Origin of the sequence: Kosakonia oryzendophytica, from assembly GCF_027886705.1 — a bacterium.
Lineage (GTDB): Bacteria > Pseudomonadota > Gammaproteobacteria > Enterobacterales > Enterobacteriaceae > Kosakonia > Kosakonia oryzendophytica.
On record NZ_CP115659.1, the window covers coordinates 2766290 to 2783730 of the forward strand.

Consider the following 17441-nt stretch of genomic DNA (forward strand, 5'->3'; position numbering starts at 1 on the left):
CAGTGGGGAAAGTCTAAGTTAAGTGCACAGGACTCAGCTTGAGGTAGCGCAATTTTTAGGGCAACAGTGCAAAATTGTTACCCCTGCAACAGACGAATCAGCAACGATCCGTTATACATCGCGTCTTTTACCAGCGCCGCACCGGCCATGGTGCCCTGGTTGGTGAACTGGGTGCTCTCAACGCTGATGTGTTTACTGTAAGCCGGCAGCGCCTGTTGGCGAATGCAATCGGTAATGGCGGGAAAGAGGATATCTGCGGCTTTGCTGAGTGGCGAACCAATCAATATTTTTTGCGGATTGAACAAATTCACCATGATGGCAAGGATACGACCAATATTGGCGCCAACACCGTTGATAATGTCTTTTGCCAGCAGATCCCCCTGCTGTGCGGCCTGACACAGCCACTCTACCGTTAGCGGTTTTTGATGCAGCATCGAACTCATTGACTGGCTCATTCGCCGCTGCGCCAGTTCCAGCACGCTTTCTACGCTGGCGATGGTTTCGAGACAACCGTGGTTGCCGCAATAGCAGCGTTTACCGTAGGGATCGACCTGGGTATGGCCGATTTCCACCAGACTGCTGCTCCCGGCATGCAGTAAGCGCCCGTCGGTGATCACCCCGGCGCCCACGTTATGATCGATCACCACCTGAATCACATCCCGCGCGCCGCGCGATGCACCAAACAGCGCTTCCGCCATTGTCCACGCGCTGATGTCATGCTGCACATACACTGGCACACCAGTGTGATTCTCCAGCACTTCGCCCAACGGCATATCTTTGACATCGTCATAAAACGGCATGCGGTGAACGATGCCATTTTCCGTATCAATAATGCCCGGCAGCGTAATGGCGATAGCAGTCAAACGCTCCAGCTTGTTCTGATGGCGGGTAAAGAAACGATCAATATGCGACGTGACGCGTTCCAGTAACGGTAACGGATCAACAAGCGGCAGTTCGAGGCGATCTTCCACGACCAGTTTGCTGCTGAGATCGCGCAAGGAGAGGAAGATTTCGCCCCGGCTGATGCGCAGTGAAAGATAGTGCCAGGCTTCGGTTTCCACCGTCAGCCCCACAGCCGGACGCCCCCGGCTGCCGGGTTCCTGAATTTCCGTTTCCTGCACCAGGTGCGCTTCGAGCATTTCACGGACGATTTTGGTGATACTCGCGGGCGCAAGTTGCGCCAGTCGGGAAAGGTCGATGCGCGACACCGGGCCAAGCTGATCAATCAGGCGATACACTGCCCCTGCATTGGTCTGCTTAATTTGATCAATATGCCCAGGCTGACTATCAGCAACCACCTCTGACTCCCTTATTTTCGCGCTTCGAAATAAACTTTTGAGCTATGGTGAAGCACTTCACGGGTCGTCGTCAAATTTTTACCCCGGCTTGTGATTTACAGCACATTTTGCAAGGACTTATGTGCAAAAATCATCCGCCCGCCGCGGCAAGCAGATGCTGTTTAAAACGCGCCGCCGCCGTTCCCTGTTCATGGTGTTTTGACCATACCAGCCACATTTCCGACACCGCATCCGGTTCGGTAATCGGTACCCAACGCATTTCACGCAATTCTACACGCCGGAAAGAGGCAGGCAGAATCGACACCCCCATGCCGGCCGCCACCAGACCAATAATGGTCATGGCTTCGCCGACCTCCTGCGCAATCGTCGGCGTCAGGTGGTAACGGCGCATCAGCCCAAGAATATCGTCATACAAGCCAGTGCCCACATGCGGATCGAAAAAGACAAACGGTTCCTGCGCCAGTTCCACCAGCGATACCGCCTCACGCGCGGCTAAGGGGTGGTTGCGGTGGATCATAGCCAGCAGCGGTTCACGCAAGATCACCTGCCATGCCAGCGTTTCCGGCAGTTGCGTATTACGCATTAACCCCAAATCCAGGCCCCCTTCGTTTAACGGTGCTATCTGTTCACGGGTGTTTATTTCCCGCGTTTGCAAATGTACATCCGGGTAGCGTTGACGAAACGATGACAGCGTGTCGGAGACAGCTTTGATAAAGGGTGCCGATGAGGTAAAACCGATGCGTAACTCACCGGTTTCCCCTTGATGCAAACGCGCCGCGCGAGCCGCGGCGTCATCCACCTGACTTAAGATTTGCCGGCTATCGGCCAGAAACTGTTTGCCCGCAGGCGTCAGCGATACGCTGCGGTTGGTGCGTGCCAGCAGACGCGCGCCGATTTGCTGCTCCAGAATCTGGATCTGCTGGCTCAGCGGCGGTTGCGAGATATTCAACCGCGCGGCGGCATGACCGAAATGCAACTCTTCGGCAACGGCAATAAAGTAGCGTAGATGGCGAAGCTCGATATTCATATTTAATAAGTCTTATTTGAGATTATTAATATATTAGACAGAATATTACACATTTCATACCCTTATGACGTGGTAAGCCCGTCACCAAAATCACGGGATGAAAAGCTAAGGATCTCGAGTGAGTCGTACAACTACCGTTGACACCGCGCCGGCAAGCGTCGTTAACGAAAAACCTGTTTCTGTGCCGGGACAGTTTATTAAACGTGGTACCCCCCAATTTATGCGCGTGACGCTGGCGCTCTTCTCCGCCGGGTTAGCGACATTTGCTCTGCTCTATTGCGTACAGCCGATTTTACCGGTGCTCTCCCATGAATTCGGCGTCTCGCCCGCCAGCAGCAGTATCTCCCTTTCTATCTCGACCGCGATGCTGGCAATTGGCCTGCTGTTTACTGGCCCGCTGTCGGACGCGATTGGTCGCAAAAAAGTGATGGTGACCGCACTGTTACTCGCCTCCTGCTGTACGTTACTGTCGACCATGATGACCAGCTGGCACGGCATTCTGGTGATGCGTGCGCTGCTGGGTCTGTCATTAAGCGGCGTGGCGGCGGTCGGCATGACCTATTTAAGTGAAGAGATCCACCCCAGTTTTGTCGCCTTCTCCATGGGGTTGTATATCAGCGGCAACTCCATCGGCGGGATGAGCGGACGCCTGATCAGCGGGGTATTTACCGACTTTTTTAACTGGCGTATCGCGCTGGCGGCCATTGGTTGCTTTGCGCTGGCCTCGGCGCTGATGTTCTGGAAAATTTTGCCGGAATCGCGCCATTTTCGCCCGTCATCGCTGCGCCCGAAAACGCTGTTTATCAATTTCCGCCTGCACTGGCGCGATAAAGGCCTGCCGCTGCTGTTTCTGGAAGGCTTCCTGTTGATGGGCTCGTTCGTCACGCTGTTTAACTACATTGGCTACCGGCTGATGCAATCCCCGTGGACGCTGAGCCAGGCGGTGGTGGGGCTGTTGTCCGTGGCCTACTTAACGGGGACCTGGAGTTCGCCGAAAGCGGGCGCAATGACCAGTAAATATGGTCGTGGCCCGGTGATGATGGGTGCCACCAGCATAATGCTGATGGGTTTGCTGTTAACGCTGTTCTCGTCGCTGTGGCTGATCTTTGCCGGCATGCTGCTGTTTACCGCCGGTTTCTTTGCCGCCCACTCGGTCGCCAGTAGCTGGATTGGGCCGCGTGCAAAACGCGCCAAAGGCCAGGCCTCATCACTCTATTTGTTCAGCTACTACTTGGGATCCAGCCTGGCGGGCACGTTAGGTGGGGTGTTCTGGCACAGTTACGGTTGGAATGGCGTGGGCGGTTTTATTGCAGCAATGCTGGTTATCGCGGTATTGGTAGGCAGCAGACTCCACGCTCGCCTGCAATAATGCCGCGAAAAGCGTCATGACCCCGCCCTCGCGCGGGGTTTTTTATTTGCGCTGTTAGCCCGTTAAAACAACCCCAATACGGACGAGGCGCCCATCAGCTCACGCACGGCATCAAGCGCCATCAGAGCAAAGATTACCCATACAAATGGATTCATGATTATTACTGCGCTGTGTTGTTATTTGGTGATGTAAATAAGATTTATCTATTATGGTACAAATCCCATTATCGGCAGCATAACTACTACTTTTAGGTGGTTATTGCAGAAAAAAACACAACCAGAGGCATTATGGACAAGCAAAACTATCAACAGCTCACCCGCACGTTTCTTCGCCTGTCGCGCTTTTCGCATCTCGCCGCCATCGCCAGTTGGGACATGTTCGCCATGATGCCGCCAGGCGGAAGCGCCGCGCGGGGAGAAGCGCTGGCAGAACTCAGCGTGTTGCGCCATCAGATCCTGACCGACAAAAAAACCGGTCAGTGGATACAGGCCGCGCAACAAGAAGATCTGGACGATATTGAACAAGCCAACCTGCGTGAAATGACCCGTCATTACCAGGAAGCAGCCCTGTTGCCGGAAGCGCTGGTGGAAGCGCAGTCGCTGGCGGGCAGCAAATGCGAGCACGCCTGGCGTACGCAGCGCCCCAATAATGACTGGGCCGGTTTTTCCGCCAACCTGAAAGAGGTCGTCAGGCTGAGCCGTGAAGAGGCACAACTGCGCGCGGCCGCCAAAGGCTGCACACCTTACGACGCCCTGCTCGATAAATTTGAGCCGGATATGACCAGCGCCCGCCTGGATGAACTGTTTGGCGATATGAAAACCTGGTTGCCAGACCTGTTGCAGAAAGCCGTTGCAAAACAGGAACAGCAATCGCTGCTTGCGCCGCAGGGGCCGTTCCCCATCGACGGGCAGCGTGAACTGGGATTGCAGGCCATGCAGGTACTGGGTTTTGACTTCAATGGCGGGCGTCTTGATGTGAGTGCGCATCCCTTCTGCGGCGGCGTGCCGGAAGATGTACGCATTACCACCCGCTACGATGAAAATGAGCTGCTGAGCGCGTTGTTTGGCGTGGTGCATGAAACGGGGCATGCACGTTACGAGCAAAACCTGCCGCGTCACTGGCCAGGCCAGCCCATTGCGCTGGCGCGTTCCACCGCCATTCATGAATCACAAAGCCTCTTTTTTGAAATGCAACTCGGGCGCAGCGATGCTTTTTTACGCCGCCTGCAACCTGCCATCGTGCAGCGTTTCGGAATGCAGCCAGCTTTTGAAGAGCGCAACTTTATTGCCTGGAATCAGCGCGTAAAACCGGGATACATCCGCGTCGATGCAGACGAAGTCAGCTATCCGGCGCACGTGATCCTGCGTTATGAGATCGAACGCGCGCTGATGGATGGCGAGATTGAGGTCGAGGATATTCCGGCGCTGTGGAACGAAAAGATGCAGGCATGGCTGGGGCTCTCCACCGAAGGCAATTACCGTAACGGTTGTATGCAGGACATTCACTGGACCGATGGCGGCTTTGGTTATTTCCCCTCTTATACGCTGGGTGCCATGTATGCAGCCCAACTGTTCCATGCCGCGCGTAACGCGCTACCGGGGCTGGATGAGGCCATTGCCGCCGGCGATTTCACCGCGCTGTTTGACTGGCTGCGGCAAAATATCTGGCAACATGGCAGCCGCTTCAGCACCGAACAATTGATCGAAAACGCCACTGGCGAGGCGCTCAACGTGCGCTATTTCCGCGAGCATCTTACCCGCCGCTACCTGTAGTAAACCCGCGCCGGAGCAGCATTCCGGCGCGCTATTTTTCGCTGTACATCCCCGCTGTACATTCCGTTACATGCCGATACCAATCACTCACGGAAGTGGTGAATTTTTATGGATATAGTTCTTTCAACGGCCCCGCAGTGGGGTTGAATGAAGAAACCAATTCGAGGATATCGGAATGAAAAAAGTATTAGCTCTGGTTGTTGCCGCTGCAATGGGTCTGTCTTCTGCTGCTTTCGCTGCCGACACTGCGACTACAACTCCGGCTCCGGCTGCAACCACGACTGCGACTACCACCACTACCGCCGCACCAGTGAAAAAAGTACAGAAACATCATAAAAAAGCCGCTAAACCGGCTGTAGAGCAGAAAGCTCAGGCTGCAAAAGTTAAGAAACACCACAAAAAAGCCGCTAAACCGGCTGTAGAACAGAAAGCTCAGGCTGCAAAAGTTAAAAAACACCACAAAAAAGCTGCCAAACCAGCTGTAGAACAGAAGGCGCAGGCTGCTAAAAAACACGTAAAACATACTAAACACGTAAAACACACTGCTAAACCGGCTGCACAACCGGCTGCATAAGTAAACGTGATTGAATCCGGCGCTCAACGTATGAGCGCCGTGTTTAACCGGCGCTGACCCTTCGGGCGAAGCGCCGCTTTTCTCTGGAGGGCATATGCTGCGACGTTATCGTTTTGAAGTGATCCTGGCGATGCTGATTATCTGCGCGATCATTGCCATCCAGTTCTATCTTTACTGATGTAGTGCGCTGATTTTACTCCCACTTTCTTCACGTCCCGTCTATATTTATTAACCTGGGCTTACGTTTAATAATCATAATTACCCCCACCCGAGTGTGATATGCGAAAAACCGTTGTGCTGTTGCTGGGACCGCTGCTTTTGTTTTCCGCTGTTGGGCATGCTGACGAAGGCGATGATAACGCCATAAACGCCAGCGACGTGAAGACGCTGTTTTTCGGACATGATGATCGTGTCCGGGTCACCACACCGACCAAAGCACCATGGGATGCGATTGGTCAACTGGAAACCGCCAGCGGCAACTTATGTACCGCTACGCTGATTTCTCCTCACCTGGCCTTAACCGCCGGGCATTGCCTGTTAACGCCGCCGCGCGGTAAAGCGGATAAGGCCGTCGCCCTGCGTTTTGTGTCGCAAAAAGGCGTCTGGCGCTATGAAATTCACGATATTGAAGGTCGGGTCGATTCCTCGCTCGGTCACCGCCTGAAAGCAGACGGCGACGGCTGGATCGTCCCCTCTTCTGCCGCGTCCTGGGATTTTGGGCTGGTGGTGCTGCGTAACCCGCCTTCCGGCATTACGCCACTGCCGCTGTTCGCCGGTGATAAAGATGCGCTCACTGCGGCGCTGAAAGCAACCGATCGTAAAGTGACGCAGTCCGGCTATCCGGAAGATCACCTCGATACGTTATACAGCCATCAGGATTGTGTGGTGACGGGGTGGGCGCAAAATACGGTACTGTCGCACCAGTGCGATACGTTGCCGGGCGACAGCGGTTCGCCGCTGATGCTGAAAACCGATGACGGCTGGCAACTGATTGCCGTGCAAAGCTCAGCGCCCGCGGCAAAAGATCGCTGGCGCGCCGACAACCGGGCCATTTCCGTCACCGGGTTCCGCGATAAGCTGGAAGCACTGGCGAAAGAGAACGACTAGTTCAGCCTTGCTGCTGTAATGGCAGTTGCAAAATCTCGTTCAACGGTTTTGGCGCACTGTAATAATAACCCTGTAGCTGGTCGCAACCGGCCAGCCGCAGCAGTTTCATCTGTTTCTCTGTTTCCACCCCTTCTGCCACCACCTGCATGCCGAGCGCACTGGCGATACGGATGGTGCCACTCACCAGCACCGACGCCTGTTCATCATCATCCACCAGACCGGCCAGTGATTTATCAATTTTGATGGTGTCAAAATTAAAACGCCGTAAATAACCGATGCTTGAATACCCCGTGCCAAAATCATCCAGCGCCACCGCCGTCCCCAGCGCTTTTAAATTGGCGATCGCCGCACGCGCGCGTTCCGGGTTTTCCAGTACGTAGGTTTCCGTCACTTCAAGCTGTAACCGCCGCGCGGGAAAATGGGTTGTGCCCAGCACGCTGGCCACTTTGTTTTCAAATTCCGGATCGCGAAACTGCGCGGGCGAGATGTTTACCGACAGCTTAAGCGTACTCAATGGCATTAATTGCTGGCAGGCACGCCGCAGCACAAACTGGCCCAGCGCATAAATCAGGCCACTGGTTTCGGCCACAGGAATAAAATCATCGGGCTTCAGTTCACCGCCCGGACGACGCGGCCAGCGCGCCAGAGCTTCCACCCCAATCATCGCCTGCGTACGGGCATCAACAATCGGTTGATACCAGACATCAAACTCCTCGCGCTCCAGCCCTTCACGAATGTCATTTTCGATCAACAGTTGCCGCTCGCGGGCGCTGTTCAGTTCGGCATTGTAAAGTGTCATACAGGCTTTGCCGGTCATTTTAGAGTGATACATCGCAATATCGGCGCGGCGAAACAGTTCCGAACTAGAGCACTCCACCAACGTCCCGCTGGCAATACCAATACTGGCACCAATATGAATCGTCCGTTTACCAATACGGACCGGTGCCGTAAGGTACTGCAACACGCTTTCGGCAAATTCGATCGCTTTCTCCATCGACCACGGCCCACTGAGCGTCATCGCGAATTCGTCTCCCCCCATCCGCGCCAGCATACCATCGGTAGGGATCTTCTCGCGCAGCGTCTGGGCAAGGGTGGCAATCAACCTGTCGCCGACATCATGCCCGTAAATATCATTGATATCTTTAAAACCATCGAGATCGATAAACACCACGCTAATCAGTTCACTGTCACCCATCGCACTCAACTGCTCCAGGTGTTCGATCAGTGCGCGTCGGTTTGGCAAGCGGCTCAACCAGTCCGTCAGGGCAATTTTGCGCGCGATTTTCTCTTCTTTCGCCAGCTTATATAACCCGGCGCTGCTCAGGGCAATAAACAGAAGGATCAGCGCAGAGGCAAGCATCGCAATGTGGCGTATATCTCCGGCGGCTGCACGAGCGGCCTGGACGCCAGGTAAACCCGGCCTCCAGCTCAGATAGCCGAGCAACTCACCTGCGGATCCGCGAACTGGAATACTGGTTGTTGTCACTACGTCTGGAGAATAGCTCAGGTTTTCAATTTGAAAGGTCGTGCCGAGATCGCTCAGGATGCGGGCGTTAAGATGTCGGGTAATAACCAGATAGCGGCGGGTCTGGTCATATACCTCAAGGCGGCCCACCATCGGGCGGATAAGCCCGATACTGACAAATGCTACCCCTTCGCGGGTTCGGGTCAGACCGGCAAAAACCTCCTGCCCGGACTGTAACGACTGCGCATGGTTACGGATTAACGCCACCAACCCGTCGCCAAAAAAAGCGAGATTGCTTTCGCTGAAAGGTTCTCCACGAAACGCGCCCCATAACACGCGGAAATTTTCGTCCAGCACGAAGGTACCATCATAGAGGTTATCCACTTTGAAACCCGCGCCCCAGGTCGTGAACAGCCACTGAAGATCAAGCTGCGGGCGATAAGTCTCACGCACCGCGTCATCCCAAACGGCGTTATCAATCACCAGCGAACGGGTACGATTAATTGCGGTCTGAATCGCCCCCTGCACCGAGAGCGCCGTGCGATGCTGATCAATTTCATTGGTCTTGGTGCTGATCAGGTGTAACGAGAGATAGAGTAACGCGATAACGGAAATAATCAGGCCAATCCCTGCCATAAAAATCATGATAAACAGGGTTCGGGCTGTAGGGATATTTCGCCAGCTTAACGGATTAAACATTCGCCGCCTCTTAATGGTGGCCCGAAAAAGTAGCCGCAGTGCGTCACGGTATTCTAAGCGTAATACAGCCGACGAATTTCGCTGCCCGCAATAACGGGCAGCGATCACATCAGGCAAGTTTAATCAGTGTCATCCCGACGATTAATAATATCAACCCCAACCAGCCTTTATCGTTCAGACGCTGCCCAAAGAGGATCCAGCCCGCCGCCAGCGTAGCGATAACACCAAAGCCCCCCCACAGAGCGTAAGCCACGGAAAGATCAATGCCTTTTACCGCTTGCGACAGTGCGCTGAACGCCGCCAACACCGCCAGCAGCGATCCGCAACCAAAGGCTTTACGACGAAAACCATCGGACCATTTGAGAAAAATATTCGCCGTGATCTCCAGTACGATGGCAATGGCCAGCCATGCGCCGTGGATCCATTCAAACTGCGACATGTTCACGCTCCTGGAACACGGCTTTGCGCGTCCCTGATTTAATCAACACAATGCCCAGCACCAGTGTTGTTAGCCCCGCCACTTTTAGCGTCGATAACGGTTCATCAAATAAACGGACGCTCAACACAGTAATCAATACTATGCCAATGCCTTCCCATAATGCATACGCCACGCCCAGGGCGATTTTTTTTACCGCGAATGACAAGAAAATATATGACAGCGCAATCATTACCAGCATTACAATAAAACCGCTGTGGTTCTCGCTCATCGTTGCCCATTTCATCGACAATGTGCCGGTAATTTCCGCAACGATGGCCAGCGCTAAGAAGATCCAATAAATCATTTTGTTCTCCTGCTTGAGAATACAATCCTTTGCGGCTTACCGAACCTCGGCAAACCGGATCAACAGAAATATCCGCCGCGCGTAAGCGGCCAGTTCAGGCAGAGAGAAAACTAGAGCGCCGAGCGCCAGTATTGTTCGCCCGAGAGCGGGCAGCAGGTATTGGAAAGAGAAAAAACAGAAGTGAAAATGCTGAATGGAATATCCATATCATTACAATTATCCGCAAATTGCTTCTCATCGTCGCAGAATAATATGTCCCCGGTAGTTAAACACGGTTTATTTCTATCACAGGCCAGGAATTTACTCAAAAGCTTTGCACTTCTTTACGCCGACAGTAACGCGCCGCTTGATACAGACAGCGGCGCGCTTTCTGCTACTCTTGCTGTTTTACAGCGCTGGCCCGCGCTTCCGCCAATAAATTCCACGAGCTGATAAATAATGCGGCAATCATTGGCCCCAGCACAAACCCATTAATGCCAAAGAATTGCAGCCCGCCCAGCGTGGTAAGCAGGATCAAATAATCCGGCATGCGGGTATCTTTCCCCACTAACAGCGGACGCAAAATATTATCGGCCAACCCTACCACCACCACAAAATAGAGCGTCAGCATTGTTGCCGTAGCAAGTTCATCGGTGGAATAGAGGAAAATCACCGCCGGGATCCAGACAATCGCGGTTCCTACCGCCGGAATCAACGACAAAAACGCCATCAGCGCGGCCCACAGCAGACTGCCGTTGAAACCGGCGAACCAGAAACCCATTCCCCCCAGCGCCCCCTGGACAATGGCCACCACCAGCGTCCCTTTGACGGTAGCCCGTGCCACACCCGCAAATTTCAGAAACAAGCGGCGTTTAATTTTTGCCGACAGCGGCATCGCTTCATAGATTTTACGCACCAGATGCGCGCCATCTTTCAATAAAAAAAACAGCAAATAGACCATTAAGCAGAAATTGATGGTGATCCCCAACGTACCTTTGCCAATGATCACTGCGCTCCCGGCCAGGTAACGCCCAACGCTTAGCGCAACGCCGGAAAGTTTTTCACGGATGGCCATCACTGAATCAAAGTCGTTCTCCCGCAGATAATTTCTCGCCCATTCCGGCAGATGCGCAATACCATTGCTTAATAACTGCGGTAGGTCGGTGGCGTTATTTTGCAGGCGCTGATACAGATTATTTATTTCGACCGCCAGTGACGACAGCACGATCATCATCGGAATAAACACGATCACACAAATCAGCAACACGGTAATCAGCGAGGCGATACCGTTACGCCCGTGCAGGAGAACCGACAAACGCATGCGCAATGGATAAAAAATTAATGCCAGAATCACCGCCCAAATAATCGCGGAATAGTACGGCTGGATAAGCGCAAAAAACGCCACACTGACCAGCAATAGCAAAATGATAAAGAAGAAGTTGTTTATTTTTAGCGTCGTCATTCGGGCCATCCATTGGTTACACTGCCCCCAAGTGTAGTGACCTGACCCCGGAATGTAAAAACAATGTCTGCCACCACAGGATGTATTGAAGCCAGAAGAAGATACCTATGCGGCTGAATAATGACGTAACGGCAGCGGCTCCACGGCAGATAACAACTGCCGGGTCCAGGGGTGACGCGGCGCGCTGAATACCTGCTCCACCCCGCCGCTCTCCACGACTTCGCCATCTTTCATCACCGCAATACGGTGACTCATATGCTGCACGACACCCAAATCGTGTGAAATAAACACCATCGATAAGTGCAGACGATTTTGCAGCGCCACCAGCAGATCCAACACCTGCGCTTGCGTGGTCACATCCAGTGCCGAGACCGGTTCATCGCAGATCAGGATGTCCGGCTCGCAGGCCAGCGCCTGAGCAATGGAAATGCGTTGCCGCTGGCCACCGGATAATGTTGTCGGGCGTCGGCTCAGCAGATCACGGCTTAACCCCACCAGCGTCAGCAAGGTTTCGATGCGGGCAAGACGCGCCGGAGCAGAAAGCGTGGTATGCAACCGCAACGGCTGTTGCAGCAACTGCGCCACCGTGTATTGCGGATTAAAGGAGCCGAGCGGATCCTGCACAATGGTCTGAATGCGTGTACGCAGCGGACGCCGCTGACGTTCGGTTAATGTACTCCAGGCCTGCCCGCCAAGACGGATTTCGCCCTGCTGTGGCGTTTGCAGCGCCAGCATCAGTTTACCCAGCGTGGTTTTTCCGGAGCCGGATTCACCAACAATGCCCAACGTCTCGCCGTAGGCCACCTGCAATGACACGTTATTCACCGCCTGCAATACGCCGCCATCCGGCAATGAAAACGCCTGTGAGACGTTATCCACCGCCAGCACGGGCGTTGCACTTCCGGTCACGACATGCTCACGTACCGGCGTATGCGCCAACGGATCGCTCCCGGTCAACCACTGCCCACGCGTGCCCGCGCCCGGAATAGCCACCAACAAACGTTGGGTATAGGGGTGTTGCGGCGCATGCAACACCTGCTGCACCGTGCCACTTTCCACCGCCTCTCCCTGTTGCATCACCACCACCCGATCGGCAATATCCGCAACCACCGACAGGTCGTGGGTGATCAACAGCACGCCATGCCCGGCATCCGCCAGCGCGCGGAAAACTTTCAGCACCTGTTTTTGCACGGTGGCATCCAGCGCGGTGGTCGGTTCATCGGCGATCAACAAACGCGGACCGGCCGCCAGCGCAGAGGCAATTAACGCACGCTGCCGCAAGCCGCCGGAGAGCTCATGAGCGTACTGCGCCATGCGATTGTGCGGATCGGGGATCCCCGCCTGAATCAACAGCGCTGCCACCTGTTGACTGACCTCCGCTTTTCGCGCCAGCCCGTGAGTCAACAGAGGTTCCGCCACTTCCTGGCCAATACGACGCAACGGATCGAGCGATGTCAGCGCATCCTGTAAGACAAAACCGATTTCCCGCCCACGCAGTTGCCGCCAGCGTCGGGTATCGCACTTCAGCAGATCTTGCGCCTGGCCATCGCGTCCTTTCAGGGTTAAGGCACTGGCGTGGATCACCGCACCAACGCCTGCCAGTCCTACCAGCGTGCGGGCAGTGACCGATTTCCCCGAACCGGACTCGCCTACCAGCGCCACGACTTCGCCAGGATTGACGCTGAATGAAAGTGATTTTACGGCCTCCACCACGCCCTGCGGCGAAGGAAAACTGACGCTCAGCTGCGCCACGCGCAGTAGCGGTTGTTGCAGGATCTCTGTATTCATTCGATACCGCCTTTGGCCATAATGGTTTGCAAACGCCGCCCCAGCAGCGTAATGGCGATCACGGAGAGCGCGACAACGCTGGCGGGCAGCAGACTGACCCACGGCGCGCTATCGAGGAAATTACGCCCTTCGGAAAGCAGCGCCCCCCACTCCGCCGTGGGCGGCGTAACGCCCAGTCCAAGGAAACTCAACGCCGACGCGGACAGCACCGCGTAACCCATTCCGACCGTTGCCAGCACCAGTAACGGGCGCAGCGTATTGGGAACGATATGGCGCAGGATAATCGTCGGCGGCGACTCTCCCAGCGCAACCGCATGTTGCACATACCCGGACAACCTAACCTGCAACACTTGCGCGCGCACCAGCCGCGCATAACCGGCAATGCCTGCCAGCCCGACCGCCAGTAACGTATTCTCCGGCCCGCGTCCCAGCACCGCGATCGCCAGCAGCGCCAGCAACAGATCGGGGAATGCCAGCAGCACATCCAGCAGCCGCACCAGCGTCTGGCGCACCGCACGAGGGGCCAACCCGGCGAGAGTGCCAAGAAGAATGCCACCCGTGCTGGCGATAAGCGTTGCGCCCGCGCCAATACCCAACGACAACGCGCTGCCATACACCACGCGAGCAAAGACGTCGCGCCCGAGTTGATCGGTACCGAACCAGTGCTTCAGCCCCGGCGGTTGTAAAATCGCCCCCAGATCCATATCGTCCGGCCGGTAAGGGGTAAACAGCGACGGAAAGCACACGGCCACGCTCAGCAGCAGCACCAGCAATAAGGGAATGAGGGTGCCTGGCGTCAGCCACGGGTTGCGGTAACGCGCACGTACGCGGCGGGAAGCCGCCAGCAGAAAATCACTCATCGGCGTGGCTCCTTGTTCGCAGACGCGGATCGATCAGCAGATAGAGCGCATCGATAAGCAGGTTGATCACCACAAACAGCAGCGCAGAGAACATCACCACGCCCAGCACCAGCGGCATATCGCGGTTCTCAATCGCACTGAGGGTGACCTGGCCCAGCCCTGCGCGACCAAAGACCGTTTCCGTCAGGATCGAGCCGCCCAGCACGCTGGCCAGCAGCGTGCCGGTCAGGGTCGATACCGCCAGTGACGCATGGCGCAGCGCATGACGCAGTCGCAGGCGCGTTTCACTGACGCCACGCGTGCGCACCGTGACAGCAAACGGCTGGGAAAGCGCCTCTTCCAGCCCATCGCGCAGCACCTGGCTGAGCATCGCCGCCAGCGGCAAACTGAGCGTTACGACCGGCAACACCAGCGACATCCAGCCGTCATTGCCGGTCACCGGAAACCACTGCAGGCTAAAGCTGAAGAGGCTTAACAACACAATGCCGATCCAGTAAACCGGCGTACTGAGCAACATCAGCTCCAGCCCGGCCAGCAGGTTGCGCAGGCGTGGGTTGCGCCCGGCAGTCAGCAGCGCATTACTCACCGCCAACAGCAGCGCCAGCGTTAACGCGCTCACGGCCAACGGAACGGTCTCTTGCAGTGCTCCGCCAATCACCTGCGCCACCGGTAACCGGTACTGATAACTCTGCCCGAGGTTGCCGGTCAGCGCCTCGCCGCAATAGCGCAGGTACTGCAACCAGAGGGGCTTATCCAGACCAAACTGGCGGGTCAGCGTTTCGCGGAAACTGTCATCCACGACGCTGTTGGCGCTGCCCATCAGAATCGCCACCGGATCGCCAGGGATCAACTTCACGGCAATAAAGGTCAGCGTCGCCGCGCCCCACAGCACGGCGAAAATGGTCAGCAGCCGTTTGCCTGCGGCCCGCAGCTTAACGTTGGATCCAGACATCATAGAAGTTCGGCTTCGCGTTAGTGGCCCAGCTAATACCCTGCACCTGTTTCGATTTACCCAACTGATACGCCGGAATATAAATCGGCACCGCCCACGCCTGATCAATGATCTGCTGCTGGATGGCGTAATAGAGGCGTTTACGCTCCGCGTCGCTGGCGCCAACGGCGGTCTCCAGTTGACTGTCCAGCGCTTTTACCCGGCTGAAGTTGTTCCCTTTTGGCGGAATGTAGTTGGAGTGAAACACCGTGCGCAGAATGTCCGGCTCCGGGCGAACAAAGTAGTTCGAGATAATGTCATAGTGATTCGCCGCCGTGCGACTGCTGAGGATGCCGGAATCCAGCGGATCGAGTTTCAGTTCAAAGCCGGCCTGCTTCACCTGATACTGAATCGCCTGAAACAGCGTCACATCCGCCGCTTCCACATCGCTGGAGGCGTAGCTGAACTGCACCGACAAACGCTTACCCTCTTTCAGCCGATAACCTTCGCCATCTTTTTGCGTCCAGCCTGCCTCATCCAGCAGGCGATTGGCTTTTTGCAGATCAAACCCCCACTTACCGGCAATCGACGGATCGTAATCGAGCGTCGCAGGCCCGAGGATATTGTCCGCCGGTTTCAGAATGCCGAAAAAGGCCGCCTTCACCACGGATGTGCGATCGATAGCGCTCTGGAACGCCTGGCGCACCTTGACATCGCTAAAGATGCCGGTGTCGCTATTCAGATAAAGGACGCGCGGCACACCGGGGTTTTCCCGGGTAATGACATCCAGTTTCGGGTTATTTTTCACCTGCGCGTAGTTCACCGGTGGAATGGCGTCGATCACCTGCACCTGACCGCTATTCAGCGCCCCCAGGCGTACCGCAGATTCCGGCAGATACTTGAACTCAATACCATCGAGCCAGGCGGGTCCTTGATGACTGGCGTAGCCCGGTCCCCAGTGATAATCCGCGCGCTTGCTCAGACGGCTGCCGCTGCCTTTCACAAAGGAGTCAAGAATAAACGGCCCGGACCCCACCACCGTGTTACTGGTGTTAGCGCTCTTTTTCAGGTAGGTCGGTGACTGAATACCTAAATAGGGCAAACTTAAGCCCTGCAACAACGGTGCAAACGGAGACTTATAACGGATCACTACCGTGTACGGATCCGGCGCGGTAATCGACGCCACCGGGCCCAGCAACGATTTGGAATAGCTGGAGGTGGTTTTCGGGTCGAGAATTCGGTCAAAGTTGTATTTTACCGCTTCAGCATCCAATTTCGTGCCATCACTGAAGGTGACATCCTGGCGGAGATGAAAAGTGTATTCGGTATTGTTGTCGTTAACTTCCCAGCGCTGTGCAAGCCACGGTGTAAAGCGGTTATCTTCCGCCTGGCCCACCAGTGAATCTACCACGTTGCGTGTCACCAATGCGGTGACGGAATAGGCGGTGATTGACGGATCGATAATCGGCGTATCGCTCCCCAGCGCTACATGGAGCACGCCGCCTTTCTGCGGTTCGGCGTAACCCGGAAAGGCAACACCCGCCAGAACGATGGCGGAAATCAGGGATAAACTGACGATACGGCCTGCGGCAATGACGCGTTTTCTCATCTCTTGTTCTTCCTTTTTGATTTGTGAAGGCGCGAAACCATCTTAGGAAGAAAAAAACCGCCGGCAAACGATGTAAAACGTCTATCCTTTGCCAGAAATAAGCACTCGTCAGTCAGCCCCCCATGGATGTGACGTGCTGTTAATCCGTTTTCTTTCAGATTCATCTGCTCGAAACCTGATTCACGATGCCTATTCTCTAATTACGCGTTATCATATTCGCCGACCTATATTGTATACATTAATGAATGTTATATCAGACATCATATATATCTCACCTCTCCCGGAACAATGTTTCAACAGCATTATTTGCAGGCTATTTAATCATTAAACTATTTTGACAACCGACAATAACAATTCCATCAAAACACATTAACCACATGATTTAAATAGTTAATATTTTTATTTGATCCTCGATGTTGTTTTTTTTGTTATTGCTGCATATTGTTAATGACGTAGTTACCTCAAAACTGTCTTGCAAAAGAAGCAGATTAAATACCATTACTGAGGTAGTCACATGCTCGTTAAAATATATGCTATTGCAGGCAGCAATCAATTACGGAAAGTAATAATAACCCTGGTTTAATGCAATGGGAATCAACGGGTTTCATCTGTTTTTATCTCACGCAATTTAAGCCATGCTTAATGCACTATTCAAAATAGTGTAAAACACAATAGTCATTTAACAATGAACACTAGCCATCAATAATACGTTGATGCAA

General features: G+C 54.6%; 16 protein-coding genes. 5 read left to right on the top strand and 11 right to left on the bottom strand.

Annotation, left to right across the window (positions count from 1 at the left end; all coding sequences use genetic code 11):
* Positions 1-77 precede the first annotated feature (77 nt).
* Together mlc and O9K67_RS13395 are read right to left on the bottom strand one after the other, a co-directional pair.
* The gene (gene mlc, locus O9K67_RS13390; RefSeq protein ID WP_061495566.1) at positions 78-1298 is read right to left on the bottom strand and encodes a sugar metabolism global transcriptional regulator Mlc; all 1221 of its coding nucleotides are present in this window, start codon (positions 1296-1298) and stop codon (positions 78-80) included.
* Between the two features lie 130 nt (positions 1299-1428).
* Positions 1429-2325: a LysR family transcriptional regulator gene (locus O9K67_RS13395; protein WP_061495563.1), complete on the bottom strand. Its 897-nt coding sequence runs from the start codon at positions 2323-2325 to the stop codon at positions 1429-1431.
* A gap of 118 nt (positions 2326-2443) precedes the next feature.
* On the opposite strand from O9K67_RS13395, the gene O9K67_RS13400 reads away from it, so the two are divergent.
* Entirely contained in the window at positions 2444-3694 is a 1251-nt protein-coding gene (locus O9K67_RS13400; RefSeq protein ID WP_061495560.1) for an MFS transporter, read from the top strand.
* Positions 3695-3756: 62 nt separating this feature from the next.
* On the opposite strand, the gene O9K67_RS13405 is transcribed toward O9K67_RS13400, so the two are convergent.
* On the bottom strand, positions 3757-3849 hold the full coding sequence (locus O9K67_RS13405; protein ID WP_263096755.1) for a KPN_01571 family protein: 93 nt from the start codon (positions 3847-3849) through the stop codon (positions 3757-3759).
* 132 nt (positions 3850-3981) lie between these two features.
* Here O9K67_RS13405 and O9K67_RS13410 point away from each other — a divergent pair, with 132 nt between their 5' ends.
* The 4 genes from O9K67_RS13410 to O9K67_RS13420 all read left to right on the top strand — a co-directional run bounded on the left by O9K67_RS13410 (position 3982) and on the right by O9K67_RS13420 (position 7147).
* Entirely contained in the window at positions 3982-5466 is a 1485-nt protein-coding gene (locus O9K67_RS13410; protein ID WP_061495556.1) for a carboxypeptidase M32, read from the top strand.
* A 175-nt stretch (positions 5467-5641) separates the two neighbouring features.
* Complete coding sequence (gene asr / locus O9K67_RS13415) at positions 5642-6040, top strand: acid resistance repetitive basic protein Asr (RefSeq protein WP_061495553.1); 399 nt, start codon at positions 5642-5644, stop codon at positions 6038-6040.
* Between the two features lie 130 nt (positions 6041-6170).
* Complete coding sequence (locus O9K67_RS24830) at positions 6171-6218, top strand: hypothetical protein (protein ID WP_456298817.1); 48 nt, start codon at positions 6171-6173, stop codon at positions 6216-6218.
* Positions 6219-6319: 101 nt separating this feature from the next.
* Positions 6320-7147 (top strand): trypsin-like serine peptidase, encoded by an 828-nt coding sequence (locus O9K67_RS13420; RefSeq protein WP_061495551.1) that lies wholly within the window; start codon positions 6320-6322, stop codon positions 7145-7147.
* 1 nt (position 7148) lies between these two features.
* On the opposite strand, the gene O9K67_RS13425 is transcribed toward O9K67_RS13420, so the two are convergent.
* The 8 genes from O9K67_RS13425 to O9K67_RS13460 all read right to left on the bottom strand — a co-directional run bounded on the left by O9K67_RS13425 (position 7149) and on the right by O9K67_RS13460 (position 16722).
* Positions 7149-9311 carry a putative bifunctional diguanylate cyclase/phosphodiesterase gene (locus O9K67_RS13425; RefSeq protein WP_061495549.1) on the bottom strand — a complete coding sequence of 721 codons (2163 nt, stop codon included), beginning with the start codon at positions 9309-9311 and terminating at the stop codon, positions 7149-7151.
* A 109-nt stretch (positions 9312-9420) separates the two neighbouring features.
* Complete coding sequence (gene mdtI / locus O9K67_RS13430; protein WP_061495547.1) at positions 9421-9750, bottom strand: multidrug/spermidine efflux SMR transporter subunit MdtI; 330 nt, start codon at positions 9748-9750, stop codon at positions 9421-9423.
* Entirely contained in the window at positions 9737-10093 is a 357-nt protein-coding gene (gene mdtJ / locus O9K67_RS13435) for a multidrug/spermidine efflux SMR transporter subunit MdtJ (RefSeq protein WP_061495546.1), read from the bottom strand. The genes mdtI and mdtJ overlap by 14 nt, the downstream gene beginning before the upstream one ends.
* Positions 10094-10466: 373 nt before the next feature.
* Positions 10467-11534, bottom strand: coding sequence for an AI-2E family transporter (locus tag O9K67_RS13440; RefSeq protein WP_061495542.1), 1068 nt, complete (start codon positions 11532-11534; stop codon positions 10467-10469).
* Between the two features lie 105 nt (positions 11535-11639).
* A complete protein-coding gene (locus O9K67_RS13445) occupies positions 11640-13322 on the bottom strand; it encodes a dipeptide ABC transporter ATP-binding protein (RefSeq protein ID WP_061495539.1) in 1683 nt (560 codons plus the stop codon).
* Positions 13319-14182 carry an ABC transporter permease gene (locus O9K67_RS13450; RefSeq protein WP_061495536.1) on the bottom strand — a complete coding sequence of 288 codons (864 nt, stop codon included), beginning with the start codon at positions 14180-14182 and terminating at the stop codon, positions 13319-13321. Before O9K67_RS13450 ends, O9K67_RS13445 begins: the two co-directional genes overlap by 4 nt.
* Positions 14175-15137, bottom strand: a complete 963-nt coding sequence (locus O9K67_RS13455; protein ID WP_061495533.1) for an ABC transporter permease — start codon at positions 15135-15137, stop codon at positions 14175-14177. Before O9K67_RS13455 ends, O9K67_RS13450 begins: the two co-directional genes overlap by 8 nt.
* Positions 15115-16722, bottom strand: a complete 1608-nt coding sequence (locus tag O9K67_RS13460) for an ABC transporter substrate-binding protein (protein WP_061495531.1) — start codon at positions 16720-16722, stop codon at positions 15115-15117. Before O9K67_RS13460 ends, O9K67_RS13455 begins: the two co-directional genes overlap by 23 nt.
* Positions 16723-17441 lie beyond the last annotated feature (719 nt).